The following is a 20,579-nucleotide window of genomic DNA, read 5'->3' as shown; positions in this document are numbered from 1 at the left end:
GCCACGTCGTCCACCCGGTGACGGCCCGAGAGACGAACGGCGGACGGCATGACCGACGAGACGACCGCGCTGGCGCGCGAATTCCAGCAGCACCGCCCCTACCTGCGCAGACTCGCCTACAGCACGCTCGGCAGCCTGGCCGACGCCGACGACGTGGTGCAGGAGGCGTGGCTCCGGCTGCAGCGGCACACCGAGTCCGGCGGCGCCCCGATCGAGAACCTGCGCGCCTGGCTCAGCACCGCGACCGGCCGGCTCGCGCTCGACCACCTCGGCTCGGCCCGCGTGCGCCGGGAGCAGTACGTCGGCGAGTGGCTCCCGGAGCCGGAGGTGACCGCGTCGGCCGACCCCGCCGACCGCGTCACCCAGGACGAGCGGGTGACCACCGCACTCCTGGTCGTCCTGGAATCGCTCTCCCCCGCCGAGCGCACCGCCTTCGTACTGCAGGACGTCTTCGGCATGAGCGGCCCCGAGGTCGCCGACGTGGTCGGCCGCACCCCGGCCGCGGTCAGGCAGCTCGCCTCGCGCGCCCGCAGGCGGGTGCAGGACGGCACCCCGCGCTTCCCCGCCTCCCCGGACGAGCACGAGAAGGTGGTCTCCGCGTTCGCGCTGGCCTGGCGCTCCGGCGACCTCGCCGCGCTGCTCGGCGTGCTGGACGCCGAGGTCAGCATGACCGCCGACGGCGGCGGCAAGGTGCCTGCCATCCGCAGGCCGGTGGCCGGCGCCGAGCTGGTCGCCAAGCTGCTGGTCGGCTGGTACCACGCACCGGCCGCCAAGCACGGCTGGGGCCGGGCGGTGCTGGTCAACGGCAGACCGGGGCTGCTCGTCTTCGACGGCAACCACACCGGGGTCTTCGCCTTCACCGTGGACGCGGGCCGGATCACCGCCATCCACGTGGTGCGCAACCCGGACAAGCTGCACGACCTGCCCGAGGCCGCCGAGCCGGACTGGTACCTCACCGACCCGGAGTGATCAGTCCAGGTCGGGTGCGGCGACCGGGATGCCGTGCGCCGCGCCGACCTCCGGCGAGAAGAGCTTCCCGTTCGCCACGGTGAGGCCGGCGACCAGCCCGCGGTCCGCCCGGCAGGCGGCGCGCACCCCGCGGTCCGCGATGGTGCGCACCGCGGGCAGCGTGGCGTTGGTGAGCGCGACGGTGGCGGTGTGCGGGACCGCGCCCGGCATGTTGGCGACGCAGTAGAAGAGCGCGTCGGCCACCCGGAAGGTCGGGGCGGCGTGCGTGGTCGGGCGCGAGTCGGCGAAGCAGCCGCCCTGGTCGATGGCGATGTCGACCAGCACGGCGCCCGGCCGCATCCGTCCGACCAGCTCGGTGGAGACCAGCTCCGGCGCCCGCGCGCCCGGCACCAGCACCGAGCCGATCACCAGGTCGGCGCCGCGGACCGCCCGCTCGACCTCGGTGTCGTTCGAGGCGACGGTGACGATCCGGCTGCCGAAGCGCACCTCCAGCTCGCGCAGCCTGGCCTGGTTGGTGTCGAGCACGGTCACCTGCGCGCCCATCCCGGCGGCCACCTCGGCCGCGCAGGCGCCGGCCACCCCGCCCCCGAGCACGACCACCTCGCACGGCCGCACCCCGGGCACCCCGCCGGGCAGCACCCCGGCCCCGCCCATCGGCGCCATCAGGTGGTACGCCCCGACCTGCGCCGCGAGCTTGCCCGCCACCTCGCTCATCGGCGCGAGCAGCGGCAGCGAGCCGTCCGGGGCGCGCACCGTCTCGTAGGCGAGCGCTGTGACGCCGGAGCTCAGCAGCGCCTCGGTGCAGGCGCGGGAGGCGGCCAGGTGCAGGAAGGTGAAGAGCACCTGCCCCCTGCGCAGCCGCGGGTACTCGACGGCGATCGGCTCCTTCACCTTGAGCACCAGCTCGGCCGCGCCCCAGAGCTCGTCGGCGTCGGCGACCGCGATCGCGCCGGACCCGGTGTAGTCGAGATCCCCGAACCCGGACCCGGCCCCCGCACCCCGCTCGACCAGCACCTCGTGCCCGTGCCGGACCAGCTCGGCGGCGCCGGCCGGGGTCAGCGCCACCCGGAACTCCTGGTCCTTGATCTCCCGCGGTACTCCGATGCGCATGGGGTCATCGTGGCGCAAAGTCCCCGGCCCCGCGCCCCGCCGCGCCGCGACCGCGGAGGTTCAGACCCGGGTGGGCGCGCCGATCCCGAACACCACTCCCGGCACCGGAATCCGCAACTGCTCCGCCCGCCCGGCGTACTCGAACGTGCGCCGCAGATGCTCCAGCGTCTCGCTGAAATGCGCCCACCCCTCCCCGTGCACCGGCACGACGACCGCCGCCCCGAGCAACTCCGCCGCCCGCACCGCGCTCCGCGCGTTCAACGTGACATCGGCGTCCCCGAACAGCCCGACATTCGCCGCCCCGACGTTCAGCACCGCGACATCGATCGGCCCGGCCCGCTCCACGATCCGCGCCACCACCTCGACCGAGGCATTGTCCCCTGACAGGTAGACCACCGGCTCCCCCGCCGCCCGCAGCACGAACCCGGTCACCACCCCGGTCACCGGCTCGCACCCCGCCGGCCCGTGCAGCGCAGGCACCGCGGTCACCTCGACCTCGCCGACCGCGACCGTCTGCCACGCCGCCAGCCCGCGCACCCCCGGAATGCGCTCGCCCGCACCCGGCGTGGAGAGCACGAGCGGCACCTCCCCGAGCAGCTCCCGCCCGGCGGTGTCGAGGTTGTCGGCGTGCTCGTCGTGCGAGAGCAGCACCACGTCGATCGGCCCGAGCTCGGCCCGCGGCACCGCGGGGCCGTGCAGTTTGTGCAGCGGAACCGGGCCCGGGTAGTCGCCCGGCTCATCGAAGGTGGGATCGGTGAGCCAGCTGCGCCCGGCGTAGCGGAAGCGCAGCGTCGGCCCGCCGACGTGCAGTGCCTCGAAGGAAAACGTCATGCCACCGATGCTCGGCCGCCGCCCGCCGCCGAACCAGTGGCCCGCAAGCCACACACCGCTAAGATCAGGCCATGCACGAGGTCGCGGTGCTCGCCTTCGACGCCATCAGCCCCTTCCACCTCGCCGTCCCGACCCTGGTCTTCGGCCGCGTCGGGGTCGACGGCCCGAGCCCCTACCTGGTCCGGGTCTGCGCCGAACAGCCGGGAAGGCTCAGCACCCCCGCCGGTTTCGCCCTGCACGTCGAACACGGCCTCGACTGCCTGACCACCGCCGACACCGTCGTCGTCCCGAGCTGGCAGCGGGACGCGACCCCCACCCCCGAGCTCATCGCCGCACTGCGCGCCGCCCACGCCCGCGGCGCCCGGCTGGTCGGGCTCTGCCTCGGCGCCTGGGTGATCGCCGCGACCGGGCTCGCCGACGGCAGGGAGCTCACCACGCACTGGGCCGCCGCCAACGCGCTGGCCGCGGCCTTCCCCGCGGTACGGGTACGCGCCGACACCCTCTGGTCCGACCTCGGCGACATCGTCACCTCGGCGGGCGTCGCCGCCGCGCTCGACTGCTGCCTGCACCTGGTGCGCACCGACCACGGCAGCCTCGCCGCCGCCGAACTGGCGGGCGCGCTGGTCACCGCGCCGCACCGGAGCGGCTCGCAGGCCCAGTACATCCCGATCCCGGTCCCCGACCCCGCCGACGACGACCCGGTCGAGCGCGCCATGGTCTGGGCGCGGGCCAACCTGGCCGAGCCGATCGAGCTGGACGGCTTGGCCGCCGTCGCGCACATGTCCCGGCGCACCTTCACCCGCCGCTTCCGCGACCGCACCGGCGCCAGCCCGCAGCAGTGGCTGCTGCACCAGCGGGTGGACGCGGCCCGGTTGCTGCTGGAGACCACCGACGAGACGGTCGAGCGGGTCGCGGGCCGGGCCGGCTTCGGCTCCGCGGTCAGCCTGCGCCACCACTTCCAGCGCAGGCTGGGGACCAGCCCGGCCGGGCACCGCGCGCAATTCCGGCCCGGCTAGGTTCGTGGCTATGCGAATCGAGATCGGCGGCCACGCCCCTGACATCGACGAACGCGCCTGGGTGGCGCCCACCGCGACGGTGATCGGCCGGGTCAGCCTCGCCGCCGAGGTCAGCATCTGGTACGGCGCTGTGCTCCGCGCCGACCTGGAGACCATCGCCGTCGGCGCGGGCAGCAATATCCAGGACGGCTGCGTGCTGCACGCCGACCCCGGCTTCCCGCTCACCGTCGGCAGCGGGGTCTCGGTGGGCCACAATGCGATCCTGCACGGCTGCACCGTCGAGGACGATGTGCTGGTCGGCATGGGCGCCACCGTCCTGAACGGCGCGGTGATCGGCGCGGGCAGCCTGATCGCGGCCAATGCCCTGATCCCGGAGGGCGCGCGAATTCCGCCGGGCTCCCTGGTCGCGGGCGTTCCGGGCAAGGTGCGGCGCGAACTCGGCGACGCCGAGCGCGACGGCATCAAGCTGAACGCCGCTGTGTACGTTCACAACACGGCCACCCATCGGGACGCCACTCCGCTGTGAAGGACAACACACCCCCGAGCCCCACATGGAACCGTTGGTAACATGATCACAGCGCCCCGCCACGGCGCTGGATCTTCCGGCTTACCGCGGGCGTTGCGTGTGGGCAGGAGGTATCACGGTGGCGTACGAGCGTTCGGGTATGCACCGTCCGGGGGGGCGGATCAGTGTGGCCGACATCGCGGCCCAGCCGGGGGGAATCGAGGCGCTGCAGCGCAGGGTCCACGAGTTACGGTGCCGCGGGGTGGATTTCGCGGCGAATGCGATCGAGCGGGAAATGGCGGATTTCGACCTGCCCCGTGGCTGACCGGCGATCCGCGCGGGTGAAATAATCTCGTCGAATCACTGCACGTCGACGGGAGATTTGATGTCCGCGGTTCCGCCGATGCTCCAGCGCATCCTGGAGAAGCCCGTGGCCGGCGGCGAGCGGTTGCTGGAGAGCGCCTTCTCGGCCTTTCTCGACTTCGGCATCAAGCGCACCAGCATGGGCGAGATCGCGCGCCGGGCCGGGATCAGCCCGGCCACGCTCTACCGCCGCTTCGAGTCCAAGAACGATCTGGTGGAGGCGGTCACGGTGCGCGAGGCGCAGCGCTTCGTCGCCGAGATCGACGGCCGGGTGCGCACCGTCAGCGGCTCCGACGACCAGCTGGTGGAGATCTTCGTCGCCTTCATCACCGCGATCGCGGGCAACCAGCTGCTGCGCAGACTGCTGCGCACCGAGCCGGAGCTGATCCTGCCCAAGCTCACCACCGACGCGGGCCCGGTGCTCGCCATCGGCCGCACCTACCTGGCGGAGAAGCTGCGCGAGCTAGGCGAGCCCGGCACCGCCGAGCAGATCGACCCCGACCTGATCGCCGAGATCATGGCCCGGCTCGCGCTCTCGCTCGCGCTCACCCCGGACGGGCTCATCCCGATCGACGACGCCGAGGCGGGCCGGGACTTCGCCAGGCGCACCCTGCTGCCCATGATCGGGGTCCGACCCCGGTCCTGAGCCCGGGCGCAGCCCGAAGGCGGCGTGGACCCGCTCGTCCAGCAGCGCGGCCGCGGTGGCGTCGAAGGGGCGGCCCGCCTGCAGCTCGACCGAGAGCGCGATCACCGCGCGGGCGGCGGCGGTGGCCGGGTCAGGGAGCGGCATCCGGGAGACGTACTGTGTGATCCACCTGCGGCGGCCGGAGTAGAGCCGGTTCCCGCAGACCGCGTCGTACCAGCGCAGCCCAAGGGTGGAGTTGGCGACGCCCATGAGCAGCGCGGCCAGCTCCTCGGCCCGCTCGCCGAGCTCGGCCAGCGAGAGCCAGTAGCAGTCGCCGTTCACCACCGCGCCGGAGCGGTCGAGGGCGAAGCGCGGGACGGCGCTGATGTCCGGGAAGACGACCTTCGCCGCGCGCCACAGGTGCGGGCGCTGCGGCACCCAGATCTCGAACCACGCGCGCCCGCCCGCCGCCACGTAGTGCCTGGCGGTCAGGGTCTCCCGGTGCGTCGCCAGGTAGGCCGCCGCGGCCGGGTATTCGGCCAGGTCGACGGGGGTGCGCCGGGTCACGGCGGTGTCGTACGGGTACAGCACCCGGACATCGCGCCGGCGCTCGATCCGCCACGGCGCCAGATCGTCGTGCGTCAGCAGCGGACGCAGCAGCTCCGGCTCCGGGCTCGGCCGCACCGCCTCCCACCGATCCGAGATGAACACCGAATCGGCCGTCGTCTTGATCCCCACCCTGATCCGCCCCAGCTCACCCGCGCGCCGCCAGGTCGCCGCGTCGATCGCCCCCAACCAGGCATCCAGCTTCGGATGCGAGAGCCGCCACGGCCCCGCGCTCCCGCGGCCCGGAGCCGCACGCCCCGCTACCGGGATCGGATCCGCATCCGCGCCCCCCGCGGCCGCGCCGGACGCCCCCGGCCCGGCGGCGGAAACCCGGCCGGACCCGGCGGACTCCGGCTCGCCGGTGACGAGCACCCCCACCTGCACCGCGAACTCCCGCTCCCCGAGCACGATCCGCCGCCCCCGCGGCGCGAGCACCGCCTCGAACAGCTCGACCGGCTCCGCGGCGGGCACAGCACCGCCCACCTGGTACACCGAGACATACCGGCACGGCAGACCGGCCGGCCCCTTGACCGCGATCGTCACCGCGGGCAGCACCGCCGCCGCGAACAGCTTCGTATCCCCGAGGTCGTACAGCTCGACCGGCGTCAGCTCCCCGCGCAGCAACTCCCGCACATTCGCCCCGGCCCGCGTGGTCAGGTACCGGTTCGCGCAGAGCAGCCCGAGCACCCCACCGGGCTTGAGCAGCCGCGCCGCCGACGCGACGAACGGGTGCGTCAGATCGATCCGCCCGCGCAGCCCGTACCTGGCCCGCAGCTCCGTCGCGGCGACCCCGCCGAGCTGCTGCGTCCGCACATACGGCGGGTTGGTGATCACCGCGTGGAACTCGCCCGCGGGCAGCGCGTCCGCCGCCGCCAAGAAATCACCGGCCCGCCAGCGCACCGCGACCCCGGCCGCCGCCGCCCGGCTCCGCGCCACCCGCAGCCCCGCCGGGTGCAGATCGTGCCCGACCAGCTCCAGCCGCGTCCCCGGCCGCTCCCGCGCCACCTCCCCCGCCACCGCGAGCAGCAGCTCCCCGTCTCCGCAGGCGGGGTCGAGCACCCGCAGCACCGGCCCGGCCGGAGCGTGCGCGAGTAGCCGCCGCGCCAGGAATCCGGCGAGCGCGGGCGGTGTGTAGTGCCGCCCGTGCCGCTTCCGGTCCCGGTCGGCACGGTCCGCGCCCGTTCCGGCCCGGTCGGGGCCGGAGCGAGCCGCGGGGAGATCGGCCATGCGGCGATTGTGCCGCAGAGTGTGGCCTACGCCACCGAACCCGGCGCGCCGGGTCCACCTCCGGACACTTCTCGACAGCGAATCCCGCTGCTACTGTTCGGTCTCGAAAAGAGACCGAACCGAGGGAGCCCGATGACAGCGATCGAGACCGGCCAGTACACCGCGCTGCGGCGCCTGCTGGACGAACGCTGGACCTGCCGTCAGTTCCGCCCCGAGCCGGCGCCGATGCAGACCCTCGAGCAGCTGCTGCTCGCCGCGCAGCGCACGCCGTCCTGGTGCAACACCCAGCCCTGGCGGGTCGAGGTCACCGACGGCGCGGGCACCGAGCGCTTCCGCACCGCGCTCGGCGAGCACCTGACCGCCCCCGACGGCGGCCCCGACTTCCCCTTCCCGCCCGGCTACGCCGGCGTCTACCAGCAGCGGCGCCGCGAGTGCGGCAGCCAGCTCTACGCCAGCGTCGGGATCGAGCGCGGCGACCGGGCGGCCGCCTTCCGGCAGACCATGCGCAACTTCGAGTTCTTCGACGCGCCGCACGTCGCGATCGTGAGCACCCCCGCCGAGCTCGGCGTCTACGCCGCCGTCGACTGCGGCCTCTACCTGAACAGCTTCCTGCTGGCCGCGCAGAGCCTCGGCCTCGGCGCCGCCCCGCAGGCCGCGCTCGCCACCTACGCCCCCTTCGTCCGCCGCCACTTCGGCATCCCGGACGACCACCGCGTGGTCGCGGGCATCTCCTTCGGCTACCCCGACCCCGAGCACCCGGTCAACACCTTCCGCACCACCCGCGCCGATCTGGCCGACACCGTCCACTTCCACCGCGCCTGACCCCGCCGGGCCCCGATCCGGGCACAACCGCGTCAGCCCGGGCCTGCCACGACCGGCTCGGGCACCACGTCGCGCGCCGTCATCTCGGCCCCGCAGTGATCGCATCCCAGCCGCGCGTGCGCCTCCCCGGCACACCCCCGGTGCGCGTACCGCACCGGGGGCCCGTCCGGCGCCATGTGCGCGTCGCCCCAGTCCCGGATCGCGATCAGCACCGGGTAGATGTCGTGCCCCTTCGGCGTCAGCCGGTACTCCCCCGACTCCGCCTTGACCAGGATCCCGTGCTCGATCAGCCGATCCAGCCGATCCAGCAACCGGCTGCGCGAGATCCCGAGCGCGCTCTGGAACCCGTTGAACCGCCGGATCCCGCTGAAGCAGCACTTGAGGATGAGCAGCGTCCAGCGGTCCCCGAACACGACGAGCGGCCGGGTGATCGAGCACGACACGTCGGCGAGATCCTGGTAGCGCATCCGGCGATGCTACCGCCGGAACCGCCTGCTAGAGCGGGATGTTCTTGTGATGGCTCGGCACCGCCGGCACCGACGCCAGCGCGGCGGCCAGCCTGCTGCGGGTGCGGGCCGGGTCGATGACCTCGTCCACCACCCCGATGGCGACGGCCCGCTCCACGCCGCCTGCGATCTGCTCGTGCTCGGCGGTGAGCCGCTCGTGCAGCGCCTCGCGCTCGGCCCCCTCCGGCGCGGCGGCGAGCGCCTTCTTGTGCAGGATGCCGACGGCGGCCTTGGCCCCCATCACCGCGACCTCGGAGCCGGGCCAGGCGTAGACCGCGGTGGCGCCGAGCGCGCGGGCGTTCATGGCGATGTAGGCACCGCCGTAGATCTTGCGGGTCACCAGCGTCACGCGCGGCACCCTGGCCTCGGCGAAGGCGTGCAGCAGCTTGGCGCCGCGGCGCACGACCCCGTCCCACTCCTGGCTCACGCCGGGCAGGTAGCCGGGGACGTCGGTGAGCACGACCAGCGGAATCCCGAAGGCGTCGCAGAGCCGCACGAAGCGGGCGGCCTTCTCGGCGCTCGCCGAGTTCAGGCAGCCGCCGAGCCGCAGCGGGTTGTTGGCGAGCACGCCGACGGTGCGCCCGCCCAGCCTGCCGAGCCCGGTGACCATGCTGCGCGCGTACCCGCCCTGCAGCTCCTCGAAGGTGGATTCACCGTCGACGTTGTCGAGCAGCTCGTGCAGCACCGGCTTGACGTCGTAGGCCCGGCGCGGCGACTCCGGCAGCAGCGCCTTGAGGTCGACGTCGCCGCGCGCCGCCGCGGCCAGGTCGAACTCGCCCTGCTCGGCGAACATCGAGACCAGCCGGCGGGCCCGGTGCAGCGCGTCGGCCTCGTCGTTCGCGACGATGTGCGTGACGCCGGACTTCTTGCCGTGCGTCTCCGGCCCGCCGAGCGTGGCCATGTCGACCTGCTCGCCGGTAACGCTGCGCACCACGTCGGGGCCGGTCACGAAGACCCGCCCCTCGGGCGCCATGATCACGATGTCGGTGAGCGCGGGGCCGTAGGCGGCGCCGCCCGCGGCGAAGCCGAGCACGACGGAGAGCTGCGGGATCCGCCCGGAGGCGCGGACCATGGCCTCGAAGACCAGCCCGACCGCGTGCAGCGCCTCGACGCCCTCGGCCAGCCTGGCACCGCCGGAGTGCCACAGCCCGACCACCGGCGCGCCGGAATCCAGCGCGGTGTCGATCGCGGAGACGATGTGCTTGCAGCCGTCCACGCCCATGGCGCCGCCCATCACGGTGGCGTCCGAGCAGTAGGCGACGGTGCGCACCCCGTCCACCTCGCCGATCGCGGCGAGCACGCCGGAGCGGTCGCGCGGGTGCAGCGGCAGGAGCGTGCCCGCGTCGAAGAACCGCTCCAGCCGGCCGAGCGGGTCGCGCGGATCGGTGGCGGTGTCCGGTTGGAACGCGGGGGCCATGATCGTCATCGCGCTCACCTCCTGTTCGAGGTCAGGGTCGGCCGACGGCAGCATGCGATGGCGCCGCGCCCGGCGAGAGAAGTTCTCTGAGGACCGAAGGGGGCCCGGCGAATCGCCAGGCCCCCGTCGTATTCCGTTGTGCGGTCGGTGTTGCTCAGGCCCGACCGAAGGCGAGCGCCACGTTGTGCCCGCCGAAACCGAAGGAGTTGTTGACCGCGTACTCGATTTCCTGGCGCCGGGCTTCCCCGTGCACCACGTCGAGATCGATCTCCGGATCCTGGTTCTCCAGGTTCAGCGTCGGCGGGACGATGCCGTCCCGGATGCTGAGCACGGTGAGCACCGACTCCAGTGCGCCCACCGCGCCGATCGAGTGCCCGAGGGCCGACTTCGGCGCGTACACCGAAGCGTGGTTACCCAGCGACTTGCCGATCGCCTTCGCCTCGGCGGTGTCGCCGATCGGGGTGGCGGTCGCGTGCGCGTTGATGTGGGTGATGTCGCTCTTCTGCAGACCGGCGGTCTGCAGCGCACGGGTGATGGCGCGCGCGGCGCCACTGCCCTCGGGGTCCGGGGCCACCAGGTGGAAGCCGTCGGAGGTGATCCCCGCGCCGAGCAGCCTCGCGTGGATGGTGGCGCCGCGGGCCTTGGCGTGCTCCTCGGTCTCGATGACCATGAGGGCGCCCGCCTCGCCGAACACGAAGCCGTCCCGATCCTTGTCGAAGGGGCGCGAGGCGCCCCTCGGATCGTCGTTGCGGGTGCTCATCGCGCGCATCATGGAGAACGCCGCGATCGGCACCGCGTCGATGAAACCCTCGACACCGCCGGTGACGACGATGTCGGCATCGCCCATGACGATCATCCGCCATGCGTTGGCGATGGCCTCGGAGCCGGACGAGCACGCCGAGACCGGAGTGACCACTCCTGCCCGCGCCTTCAATTCGAGGCCGACGACCGCGGAGGGGCCGTTCGGCATGACCATCTGCACGGCCAGCGGCGAGACCTTGCGGTAGCCACCGTTCTTCAGCTTGTCGACCGAGTCGATGAGGGCGTCGCCGCCGCCGAGGCCGGTGCCGATCGCGACGCCGAGGCGTTCGGGATCGACCTCCGGGCTGCCGGCATTGCGCCAGACCTCACGACCGAGCACGGTCGAGAGCTGCTCCACGTAGGACATGCGCCGGGCCTCGACCCTGGTCAGCAGGGTCTCCGGCTGCACCTTCAGGTGGCCGCCGATGCGGACCGGCAGGTCGTATTCCTCGATGAAGTCATCCTCGAGAACGTCGATGCCGCTCTCGCCGTTGAGGAGTCCCTTCCACGTCGCATCGACGTCACCGGCGATCGACGTGGTCGCCGCCAGGCTCGTGACGACGACGTTGGGAAAGTTCCCGTTCTTGGTGGAAGGAGTGGTCACTGTTCGGTTCCTACTCGGCGCTGTCGAACTTGGCCTTGAGCTCGGCGGCGAGCTCCGTGTTGTCGGACTCCAGCTTCTGGACGTACGCGACGCCGTCGCCGACGGTCTTGAGGCTCGCCAGATCCTCGTCCGGGATCTTCACACCGAACTTGTCCTCGAGCTGCACGGCGATCTCGACCATGGACAGCGAGTCGATATCCAGGTCATCGACGAAGGACTTCTCGAGCGTCACCTCGGACGGCTCGATACCCGTCACCTCTTCGACGATCTTGCCGAGTTCCTCGACGATTTGTTCCTGGGTCAGAGCGGCCACTTTGGTGGCTCCCTTCTTGTTTCTGCTGAGTAGGGCTCTACTGGGTTTTCGATCCGAACCGGACTTTGGTTACCGTCCGGCCGGGTCACGGTCGCGTGTCGATTGCCGCGCGACCGGTGGGAAAGCTAGCCGGAGCTCGTGAGCGCGGCCAACGCGGGGAGGTCTTCGGGGGTTTTCAGCGCCAGCGTCGGCGTTCCCTTCAGCTCCCGCTTCGCGATGCCGACGAGGGTGCCCGCCGGTGGCAGCTCCGCCACCGCCGAGACTCCGGCCCGCCTGCTGGTCTCGGTGCACAGATCCCACCGCACGGGGCGGGTGACCTGCGCCGCGAGCTTGTCGATCGCGTCCTGCCCGGAAGCCACCGGCTTGCCGTCGAAATTGGAGAGCAGGGTGCGGACCGGCTCGCCGGGTGTGATCTTCGCGATCGCCGTGGCCACGGCGTCCTGAGCGGGCGCCATGTACGCGGTGTGGAACGCACCCGCCACCGGAAGGGCGCGGATGCGCGCCTTCTCCGGCGGGTTGGCGGCGAGTTCCGCGAGGGCCTCCACCGCGCCGGCGGCCACGATCTGCCCGGCCGCGTTGCGATTGGCCGGAACCAGGTCGAGCTCCGCAAGCCGGGCGAGCACGGCGGCTTCGTCGCCGCCGAGCACCGCTGACATCCCGGTCGGCTCCAGCGCGCACGCCTTCGCCATCTCCGCGCCGCGGATCGCGGCCAGGGTGACCGCCTCGTCCGGCGAGATGACGCCTGCCACGGCGGCCGCGGCGAGCTCGCCCACCGAGTGCCCGGCCACGATGGTATCCGCCGGGAGCGAATCCGGATCGATCTCCGCGAACGCGAGCAGCGCCGCGGCGACCACGAGCGGCTGGGTCACCGCGGTGTCGGTGATCTCCTCCGCGGTGGCGGTGGTGCCGAGGCGGACCAGATCCAGCCCCGACGCCTTGCTCCAGAGCGCGAGGCGGTCGGCAGCGCCGGGCACCTCGAGCCAGGGCACGAGCATGCCGGGTGTCTGGGAACCCTGTCCGGGTGCGAGCAACGCGATCACGTCTCTAAGAAAACACTGTGAGGCACCTACTACGAGATGTCGGCACCGATGAAGGTTTCCGATTCGTTTTGTGGAGGTCCCACAAACGCCCTCGTGGAGCGGGCCGATCGACCGGACCGGGTTGGCCGTTACAGTCCGTCCGAACCGGCTGGGGAAGAAGTGTCTTCTGATGATGTTGATGACGATTCGTTACGAGTTCGTGTCAAACGACCCACTGTGGCGGCGATCCTGAGCACGTAGGCATCGCGCGAATTCATCGGATCCCGGCCGGTGACTTCCGCGATGCGCTTCAGGCGATAGCGCACAGTATTTGGATGGATGTACAGCTGGCGGGCGCAAGTCTCGACCGCGCCCCCGCAATCGAGGTAGGCATCCAGGGTGTCCGCCAGGGCCGAACCGGCCGCTGCCAACGGAAGCACAACGTAGTCCACCATCGCCTCGACCGCAGCACGGTCCCCCAACAAGGCGCGTTCCGGTAACAACTCCGCAGCGTGCACCGGCCGCGGCGCGGCGCGCCAGCCGACCACCGCCTCCATCCCGGCCAGCGCCTCCACCGCGCTGGCGTGCGCGGCGCCGAGCGTGCGGGTGGTCGGCCCGATCACCACCGGTCCGTCGGAGAAGACCTCGGCGAGCAGGTCGCCGAGGAACGCCGACTCCTGCCCCGCCTCGCCGAGCGGCCCGCTGACCACCATCACCAGCCTGGTGCCCTGCACCACCGCGAGCGCGGCCCGGTCGTGCCGCGCCGCGATGGTGTGCACCCCGCCGACCGCGGAGACGCCCTGCTCGCGCGGCGGGATGCCGACGAGCACGGTGGCGGGCGCGGTGGCGTCCCAGTTCAACGTGGCGGCCCTGGAGAGCATGTCCGGCCCGGTGTCGCCGCGTACGACGGCATCCACCACCAGCGCCTCCAGCCGGGTGTCCCACGCGCCCCTCGACTCCGCCGCGCTGGCGTACACCGAGGCGGCCGCGAAGCCGAGCTCACGCCCGTACCGCAGCACCGCCTCGGTGAGCGCGACCAGCTGCCGGTCGTTGCGGGCCAGCGCGGGCAGCCACTGCTCGAAGAACTCCATGGCCACCCGGACCATGTCGACGGTCTGGCGCAGCGTCAGCCGCCGCGCCAGATCCTGCGGGAACACCTGGAAGGCGTCCAGGCTGAACCGGATGTCGCTCTCCGGGTCCTGCAGCCACTCCAGGAAGTTCACCACCGCGGTCTGCACCAGCATCTGGACGCCCGCACGCTGCGCGGCGTCCAGATCGGCGAAGAACGGCAGCCGATCCTGCATCGACCCCACCGCCTCGGTGGAGAGCCGGCCGGAGAACTGCTTGACCCGCTTGAGCAGCGTGTCCGGCAGCGGGTCCCGGTTCTGCCTATTCGGCGAGAGCGCGCCGGTCGGCAGGTAGACCTCGTGCTCCGACGAGGTGTCCGAGATCCGCCTCGGCCGCGGTGGTTTACGTTCCACGATCCCTTCCGTTTTCGGTGCCGGTGAGTGGTCCCCCGCCGCTACTCGTCGTCGACGTCGGCCTCCGGCGCGGCCGTGACGTCGTCGATGCGGTACTTCGCCGCCGCCTCGGCGGCCTTGCCCGCCTCGATCTTCCCGGCCTTCGCCAGCCCGGACAGCACCGCGACGGTGATCGACTCGGCATCCACATTGAACACCCGGCGCGCGGCCGGGCGGGTGTCGGAGAACCCGAAACCGTCGGTGCCGAGCGTGATGTAGTCACCGGGTACCCACTGGCGGATCTGATCCTGCACCGCCCGCAGCCAATCCGAGGCCGCCACGATCGGGCCCTCCGCCTCGGCCAGCGCCTCGGTGATGTACGGAACGCCCGGATCCTCATCCGGGTACCGCAGCGCCGCGATCTCCTTGGCCAGCCCGTCCCGGCGCAGCTCGCCCCAGGACGTCACCGACCAGACGTCGGCCCGCACGTTCCACTCCTTCGCGAGCAGCTCCTGCGCGCGCAGCCCCGCCGGCACGGTGACGCCGGAGACCAGGATCTGCGCGGGCAGCTCGCCCTCGGTGCCTGCCCGGTAGCGGTAGATGCCCTTGAGCAGCCCCGCCACATCCACGTTCTCCGGCTCGGGCGGCTGCGGGTACGGCTCGTTGTAGAGGGTGATGTAGTAGAAGATGTTCTCCCCGCCGAAGCCGTCCACCCCCGGTGTGCCGCCGTACATCCGGCGCAGCCCGTCCCGCACGATGTGCGCGATCTCGAAGGCGTAGGCCGGGTCGTAGGAGACGACGGCGGGGTTGGTCGAGGCGAGCAGCAGCGAGTGGCCGTCGTTGTGCTGCAACCCCTCACCGGTCAGCGTGGTCCGCCCGGCGGTGGCGCCGAGCACGAAGCCGCGGGCCAGCTGGTCGGCGGCGGCCCAGAGCCCGTCGCCGGTGCGCTGGAAGCCGAACATCGAGTAGAAGATGTACAGCGGGATCATCGGCTCGCCGTGCGTGGCGTAGGAGGTGCCCGCCGCGGTGAACGAGGCCGTCGAGCCCGCCTCGTTGATCCCCTCGTGCAGGATCTGCCCGACGCTGCTCTCCTTGTACGCCAGCATGAGCTCGGCGTCGACCGAGGTGTAGAGCTGCCCGTTGCGGTTGTAGATCTTCAGCGACGGGAACCACGAGTCCATGCCGAAGGTGCGCGCCTCGTCCGGGATGATCGGCACGATCCGCTTGCCGATCTCCTTGTCCCGCAGCAGCTCCTTCAGCAGCCGGACCAGCGCCATGGTGGTGGCCACGTTCTGCTTGCCCGACCCCTTGCGGACCGACTTGTACGCCTCGTCGCCGGGCAGCTTCAGCGGCTGCACCGCGGTGCGCCGCTCCGGCAGGAAGCCGCCGAGCGCCTTCCGCCTGCCGAGCATGTACTGGACCTCGCGGGAGTCCATGCCCGGGTGGTAGTACGGCGGCAGGTAGGGATCCTTCTCCAGCTCGGCGTCGCTGATCGGGATGCGCTGCAGATCGCGGAACTCCTTGAGGTCCTGCAGCGTCAGCTTCTTCATCTGGTGCGTCGCGTTGCGGCCCTCGAAGTGCTTGCCGAGGGTGTAGCCCTTGATCGTCTTGGCCAGGATCACCGTCGGCTGGCCCTTGTGCGCCATCGCCGCCGCGTACGCCGCGTAGACCTTGCGGTAGTCGTGGCCGCCGCGCTTGAGGTTCCAGATCTCCGGGTCCGAGAGGTCCTGCACCAGCGCCTTGGTGCGCGGGTCGCGGCCGAAGAAGTGGTCGCGCACGTAGGCGCCGTCGTTCGCCTTGTAGGTCTGGTAGTCGCCGTCCGGCGTGGTGTTCATGAGGTTCACCAGCGCGCCGTCGCGGTCGGCGCCGAGCAGCGCGTCCCACTCCCGGCCCCAGATCACCTTGATGACGTTCCAGCCCGCGCCGCGGAAGAACGACTCCAGCTCCTGGATGATCTTGCCGTTGCCGCGCACCGGGCCGTCGAGGCGCTGCAGGTTGCAGTTCACCACGAAGGTCAGGTTGTCCAGCCCCTCCAGCGCCGCGACGTGCGCGAGGCCGCGCGATTCCGGCTCGTCCATCTCGCCGTCCCCGAGGAACGCCCAGACGTGCTGGTCCGAGGTGTCCTTGATGCCGCGGTCGTGCAGGTAGTGGTTGAACCGCGCCTGGTAGATGGCGTTCATCGGGCCGAGCCCCATGGAGACCGTCGGGAACTCCCAGAAGGTGTCCAGCAGCCGCGGGTGCGGGTAGGACGGCAGGCCGTGGCCGGGGCCGCCGTGGCTGTACTCCTGCCGGAAGCCGTCCAGCTTGTCGGTGGAGAGCCTGCCCTCCAGGAACGCCCGCGCGTAGATGCCGGGCGAGGCGTGGCCCTGGATGAAGATCGAGTCGCCGCCGCCCGGGTGGTCCTTGCCGCGGAAGAAGTGGTTGAAGCCCACCTCGTAGAGCGCCGCCGACGAGGCGTAGGTCGAGATGTGCCCGCCGACGCCGATGCCGGGCCGCTGCGCGCGGTGCACCATGATCGCGGCGTTCCACCGGATCCAGGCGCGGAAGCGGCGCTCCACCTCCTCGTCGCCGGGGAACCAGGGCTCGTTCTCGGTGGGGATGGTGTTCACGTAGTCGGTGGAGGTGAGTGCCGGGATCGCGACGCGGCGCTCCCCGGCCCGCTCCAGGAGCCGCAGCATGAGGTAGCGCGCGCGGCCGGGGCCCTCCCGGTCCAGCATCTGGTCGAAGGACTCCAGCCATTCGCTGGTCTCCTCCGGGTCGATGTCGGGTAGGTAGGAGGCCACGCCTTCGCGAATCACCCGCACCCGGCCGGACTGCGGAACAGACCCGGTGGGGTCGGTTCCCGCGGCGCCGGCCGGTTCCCCGGTGCGGTCGTCTCCGGCGGGTCGCGCCGGTGCGGAAGAGTGGATCAGGTCGGTCAAATCGGCTCCTCGTACAGGGGTGGACATGCTGATGGCGTCTGGTTCCCCGGGCGAGCACGCTGGTCGGCGCCCCGCCCGATACGAAAGGTTCGGGCGCACCAACCATCCTTGCCGATGGTGCGTCCCAGGTCATCATTCCAGCCGGGAATCCAGTACGTTCGAGAGGGAACGACGGTGTTGCCGCCAGAGTGCTCGACAGCGGGGAGGACGATGATGCTGAACCCACGCGGGTTCGGACTGATGTGCGCGGCCGTGGCCGTCTCGGCCGGGTTGCTCGTCGCGGGCTGCGCCAACCGGGTCGAGGGCACCGCGGCGGCGAACGAGGCCGAGGTGTCCGCCTACAAGATCGAGGCCGCCGCCTCCTCGGCCGCCGCGACCTCGTCCCGCAAAGCCGCCGCCGAGGCCAAGGCGGTCGCCGACAACTGCGGCCAGTTCCCCGGCATCACCGGGGTCGGCGTGTCGAGGTACAACGAGTTCGTCGACGCACACGACTCCAACGCCCCCGACTACGTGCCCAAGCGCGACGGCGCCGCCGCCACCCTCGAGGACGCCGCGATCAAGGTCGAGACCGGGGTCAACCAGGCCGCCGGAGCGTTGCCGGGCGATCTCGCCGGCAAGCTCACCGAGTACGTGGTCGCCGCGCGGGCCCTCGCGGGCGCGACCAGGGCGATGACCTACACCGCCCCGGTCGGCGGGCTGAACGACGCCAGCAAACGGGTCAACGACGCCCGCAACGCGGTGAAGGACAGCTGCCCCGTGCGGTGAGGTCAGCGGTCACCGCGTACGACATTCCGATGGCTTTTCGGCCGATCGGCTTGCGCTGCGAGCCAGAACCATGTTCGCTTGCAGCTACCTGTAGTCGGAAGTTGAGGAGGACACCACCGTGGTTGCCGCGGCGGACGCGCAGAACTTCGCAGAGAAGCTTGGCATCACCCACGGCTTGGTTGTCCAGGAGCTGGGCTGGGACGAGGACGCCGACGACGATCTCCGCGCCGACATCGAAGAGGTGAGCGGCAGCGAGATGGTCGACGAGAACTCGGACGAGGTGGTCGACGCCGTGCTGCTCTGGTGGCGCGACGGCGACGGTGACCTCGCCGACGAGCTGATGGACGTCATCAGCCCGCTCTCCGACGACGGCTTCATCTGGGTGCTCACCCCCAAGACCGGCCGGCCCGGCCACGTCGATCCCAGCGAGATCGCCGAGGCCGCCCCCACCGCCGGCCTCACCCAGACCTCCGTGATCAGCCTCGGTGCCTGGGTCGGCAGCAGGCTGGTGCAGCCGAAGGCGCCCTCCAAGCAGCGCTGACCCCTTTCGCTAAGGTTTTGCCCGCGGGCAGGCGCGTACCGCGCCGACCGGAGGAGAGGAAGGATTCACGCATGCCGCTGGAGGTGGGCTCGCCCGCGCCGGACTTCACGCTGAAGGACCAGAACAACCAGAACGTCTCGCTCGCCGACTACCGCGGCCGCAAGAACGTGCTGCTCGTGTTCTACCCGCTGGCCTTCACCGGCATCTGCCAGGGCGAGCTGTGCAAGGTCAGGGACGAGCTGCCCAAGTTCCAGAACGACGCCGCCGAGATCCTCGCCATCTCCGTCGGCCCGCCGCCCACCCACAAGATCTGGGCCGCCGAACAGGGCTACACCTTCCCCCTGCTCTCCGACTTCTGGCCGCACGGCGCCGTCGCCACCGCCTACGGCGTCTTCAACGAGAAATCCGGCATCCCGAACCGCGGCACGTTCGTGATCGACCGCGACGGGATCGTCCGGTTCGCCGAGATGAACGGGCCCGGGGAGGCTCGTGACCAGGCGGCTTGGGAGAAAGCGCTCGCCGCGCTAGATTCATGAACCGCCGCGCCGGACAGTACGTCCGGCCGGACCAGGGGCGTATAGCTCAGCGGTAGAGCACTGGTTTTACACACCAGCGGTCGGGGGTTCGATCCCCTCTGCGCCCACACGATATCGGCCGGTATGCGGGCCTTCTCCAGACGCTGGACTCGCCCCCTACCTCCCACGTGGGGCTGACGTGGGGCTCATCTTGCCGGAGCGAGGCGCTCGGCCGGTTCGCGGTGGGCGGATATCTCGATAGTCAGCGGCAATCCGGTGAAAAAGTAGCTAGATTTCTGTACAGTTGCGGCATGTCCATGCTGCACAACTCCCGCGAGCTGAGCGTCTCCGACGCCGCACGGCGAGGTGTCGCCGGATTAGTCGCAGATGCCGAAGGCGGTGCCGACCTGGTGGTCACCCGGCATCACCGGCCGGTTGCCGCCGTGGTCGGAATGGATCGGCTCGCCGAGCTGGATCGCGCGGAATCCGATCTGCGTGACCTCGCGCTGGTACTCGCACGGGCCGCTACCGATAGCGGCAATCGCACGTCGCTCGATGACGTGCTCGACGCCTTCGGGCACACAAGGCAGTCGCTCGCCGAACTCGGGGACACCGAGTAGCCCGGTGGTCGAAGTCCTCTTCACCGATGCGGCGATCGACGATCTCCGAAAGCTCGGCCCCGATGCCGTGCCCAAAGTTCTCAAAAAAATTCTCTTACTGCTGGATTCGGCGCAGGCCGGCTATCCGCTCGGTGGTGAACTGACGGGGTTTCGCAAGCTTGTGGTCGGCCGCAACACCTGGCGGGTCGTGTACCGGGTCGTCGACCAGCAGACTATCGAGGTCTGCGAGGTCTGGGCGATCGGAGCGCGTGCCGACTCCGAGGTCTACGCGGAGGCGACTGCCCGCATCGTCGCGGCCGCCGGTCGGTTACCGGAGTTCAGCAGACTCGGGTCGGTGGTCGAGCGGCTCGGGCGGAACATCGAATCCTTCGGCGGGGCGCAGGAACCTCCGCGCGAACCGGTCCCCGACTGGCTCGCTCGCCGGTTGATCCACACGGTCGGCATGGCTCCCGCGGAGGTCGCGGCGCTCGATCTCGAACAGGCCGTTGATCGCTGGGCCGAGTACACCTCGCGCCCGTAGCAAGTCATCTGTCGTCGGCGATGAGCTTCTCGAGGACGGTGGGGAAGCGCTTGAGTACCGCGCGCTCCTGAGCGGTCAGCTGCACTTGCACGGCTTGCGCGATCCAATCCGCACGACTCGCCTGCTCGTCGTCCAAGCGAGCGCTTCCTGCCCTCGAGAGCGTGACGACGACTCGCCTCCGATCGACGGGATCAGGGTCTACGTCGACCAGCCCCTGGTCCGTCAGCAACTTCACGGTTCGGGCCATGGTCTGGTGGCGGACGCGCTCCCGCTCGGCCAGCGCGACGATCGCGAGCGGCCCGTCCCTGCGTAGGTGGCCGAGGACCGCTGCCTGACCGGCGGGCATGGTGTCGGCGCTGCGGACCCGGCGCACGAATCTTCCGATCGCGAGGCGGAGGTGCTCGGCGTCGGCGAGGGAGTAGTCGGTTTCGTCCACTGGACAAACTATACAGCTTCGCTGTACGTTTCAGATGTACAGCAAAGCTGTATAAATTGACCGATCC

21 protein-coding genes, 1 tRNA gene and 1 pseudogene are annotated in these 20,579 nt (G+C 71.3%); 12 read left to right on the top strand and 11 right to left on the bottom strand.

Annotated elements, in window-relative coordinates:
• Window positions 1-48: 48 nt before the first annotated feature.
• Window positions 49-969: an RNA polymerase sigma factor SigJ gene (gene sigJ / locus LTT61_RS26055; RefSeq protein WP_233016658.1), complete on the top strand. Its 921-nt coding sequence runs from the start codon at window positions 49-51 to the stop codon at window positions 967-969.
• On the opposite strand, the gene ald is transcribed toward sigJ, so the two are convergent.
• The gene (gene ald / locus LTT61_RS26050) at window positions 970-2,079 is read right to left on the bottom strand and encodes an alanine dehydrogenase (protein WP_233016657.1); all 1,110 of its coding nucleotides are present in this window, start codon (window positions 2,077-2,079) and stop codon (window positions 970-972) included.
• A gap of 60 nt (window positions 2,080-2,139) precedes the next feature.
• Complete coding sequence (locus LTT61_RS26045; RefSeq protein WP_233016656.1) at window positions 2,140-2,910, bottom strand: MBL fold metallo-hydrolase; 771 nt, start codon at window positions 2,908-2,910, stop codon at window positions 2,140-2,142.
• A gap of 71 nt (window positions 2,911-2,981) precedes the next feature.
• Here LTT61_RS26045 and LTT61_RS26040 point away from each other — a divergent pair, with 71 nt between their 5' ends.
• The 4 genes from LTT61_RS26040 to LTT61_RS26025 all read left to right on the top strand — a co-directional run bounded on the left by LTT61_RS26040 (window position 2,982) and on the right by LTT61_RS26025 (window position 5,440).
• Entirely contained in the window at window positions 2,982-3,926 is a 945-nt protein-coding gene (locus LTT61_RS26040) for a GlxA family transcriptional regulator (RefSeq protein ID WP_233016655.1), read from the top strand.
• Window positions 3,927-3,936: 10 nt separating this feature from the next.
• Window positions 3,937-4,452, top strand: a complete 516-nt coding sequence (locus LTT61_RS26035; RefSeq protein ID WP_233016654.1) for a gamma carbonic anhydrase family protein — start codon at window positions 3,937-3,939, stop codon at window positions 4,450-4,452.
• Window positions 4,453-4,618: 166 nt separating this feature from the next.
• Window positions 4,619-4,756, top strand: coding sequence for a hypothetical protein (locus LTT61_RS26030; protein WP_233016653.1), 138 nt, complete (start codon window positions 4,619-4,621; stop codon window positions 4,754-4,756).
• A 60-nt stretch (window positions 4,757-4,816) separates the two neighbouring features.
• The gene (locus tag LTT61_RS26025; protein WP_233016652.1) at window positions 4,817-5,440 is read left to right on the top strand and encodes a TetR/AcrR family transcriptional regulator; all 624 of its coding nucleotides are present in this window, start codon (window positions 4,817-4,819) and stop codon (window positions 5,438-5,440) included.
• Between the two features lie 1,161 nt (window positions 5,441-6,601).
• Here the strand turns inward: LTT61_RS26025 and LTT61_RS32830 are convergent.
• Window positions 6,602-7,252, bottom strand: a pseudogene (locus LTT61_RS32830) (Eco57I restriction-modification methylase domain-containing protein); the annotation flags it as partial.
• Between the two features lie 132 nt (window positions 7,253-7,384).
• On the opposite strand from LTT61_RS32830, the gene LTT61_RS26015 reads away from it, so the two are divergent.
• Window positions 7,385-8,074, top strand: a complete 690-nt coding sequence (locus LTT61_RS26015; protein WP_233016651.1) for a nitroreductase — start codon at window positions 7,385-7,387, stop codon at window positions 8,072-8,074.
• A 32-nt stretch (window positions 8,075-8,106) separates the two neighbouring features.
• Here LTT61_RS26015 and LTT61_RS26010 read toward each other — a convergent pair whose 3' ends face one another.
• The 7 genes from LTT61_RS26010 to aceE form a co-directional block, all read right to left on the bottom strand.
• Window positions 8,107-8,541, bottom strand: a complete 435-nt coding sequence (locus LTT61_RS26010; protein WP_233016650.1) for a winged helix-turn-helix transcriptional regulator — start codon at window positions 8,539-8,541, stop codon at window positions 8,107-8,109.
• Window positions 8,542-8,569: 28 nt separating this feature from the next.
• A complete protein-coding gene (locus LTT61_RS26005) occupies window positions 8,570-10,006 on the bottom strand; it encodes an acyl-CoA carboxylase subunit beta (RefSeq protein ID WP_233016649.1) in 1,437 nt (478 codons plus the stop codon).
• A 145-nt stretch (window positions 10,007-10,151) separates the two neighbouring features.
• On the bottom strand, window positions 10,152-11,402 hold the full coding sequence (locus LTT61_RS26000; RefSeq protein ID WP_233016648.1) for a KasA/KasB family beta-ketoacyl-ACP synthase: 1,251 nt from the start codon (window positions 11,400-11,402) through the stop codon (window positions 10,152-10,154).
• Window positions 11,403-11,412: 10 nt separating this feature from the next.
• On the bottom strand, window positions 11,413-11,715 hold the full coding sequence (acpM, locus tag LTT61_RS25995) for a meromycolate extension acyl carrier protein AcpM (RefSeq protein WP_233016647.1): 303 nt from the start codon (window positions 11,713-11,715) through the stop codon (window positions 11,413-11,415).
• A gap of 125 nt (window positions 11,716-11,840) precedes the next feature.
• Entirely contained in the window at window positions 11,841-12,755 is a 915-nt protein-coding gene (locus tag LTT61_RS25990) for an ACP S-malonyltransferase (RefSeq protein ID WP_233016646.1), read from the bottom strand.
• A 128-nt stretch (window positions 12,756-12,883) separates the two neighbouring features.
• A complete protein-coding gene (locus LTT61_RS25985; RefSeq protein WP_378649632.1) occupies window positions 12,884-14,215 on the bottom strand; it encodes a PucR family transcriptional regulator in 1,332 nt (443 codons plus the stop codon).
• Between the two features lie 41 nt (window positions 14,216-14,256).
• A complete protein-coding gene (gene aceE / locus LTT61_RS25980; protein WP_420094698.1) occupies window positions 14,257-17,115 on the bottom strand; it encodes a pyruvate dehydrogenase (acetyl-transferring), homodimeric type in 2,859 nt (952 codons plus the stop codon).
• Between the two features lie 240 nt (window positions 17,116-17,355).
• On the opposite strand from aceE, the gene LTT61_RS25975 reads away from it, so the two are divergent.
• From LTT61_RS25975 to LTT61_RS25950, 6 genes are all read left to right on the top strand, one after another.
• Entirely contained in the window at window positions 17,356-17,880 is a 525-nt protein-coding gene (locus tag LTT61_RS25975; RefSeq protein ID WP_233016644.1) for a hypothetical protein, read from the top strand.
• Between the two features lie 118 nt (window positions 17,881-17,998).
• Window positions 17,999-18,421: a DUF3052 domain-containing protein gene (locus tag LTT61_RS25970; RefSeq protein WP_233016643.1), complete on the top strand. Its 423-nt coding sequence runs from the start codon at window positions 17,999-18,001 to the stop codon at window positions 18,419-18,421.
• A gap of 71 nt (window positions 18,422-18,492) precedes the next feature.
• Entirely contained in the window at window positions 18,493-18,957 is a 465-nt protein-coding gene (locus LTT61_RS25965) for a peroxiredoxin (protein ID WP_233016642.1), read from the top strand.
• A gap of 35 nt (window positions 18,958-18,992) precedes the next feature.
• Window positions 18,993-19,064: transfer RNA gene (locus LTT61_RS25960), tRNA-Val, on the top strand.
• A 183-nt stretch (window positions 19,065-19,247) separates the two neighbouring features.
• Entirely contained in the window at window positions 19,248-19,556 is a 309-nt protein-coding gene (locus tag LTT61_RS25955) for a hypothetical protein (RefSeq protein WP_233016641.1), read from the top strand.
• 4 nt (window positions 19,557-19,560) lie between these two features.
• Complete coding sequence (locus tag LTT61_RS25950) at window positions 19,561-20,076, top strand: type II toxin-antitoxin system RelE family toxin (protein WP_233016640.1); 516 nt, start codon at window positions 19,561-19,563, stop codon at window positions 20,074-20,076.
• 4 nt (window positions 20,077-20,080) lie between these two features.
• Here LTT61_RS25950 and LTT61_RS25945 read toward each other — a convergent pair whose 3' ends face one another.
• Window positions 20,081-20,512, bottom strand: a complete 432-nt coding sequence (locus LTT61_RS25945; RefSeq protein ID WP_233016639.1) for a MarR family winged helix-turn-helix transcriptional regulator — start codon at window positions 20,510-20,512, stop codon at window positions 20,081-20,083.
• Between the last annotated feature and the right edge of the window lie 67 nt (window positions 20,513-20,579).

Source organism: Nocardia asteroides (assembly GCF_021183625.1).
Taxonomy (GTDB): domain Bacteria; phylum Actinomycetota; class Actinomycetes; order Mycobacteriales; family Mycobacteriaceae; genus Nocardia; species Nocardia asteroides_A.
This window is presented reverse-complemented; position numbering and strand designations above follow the sequence as displayed.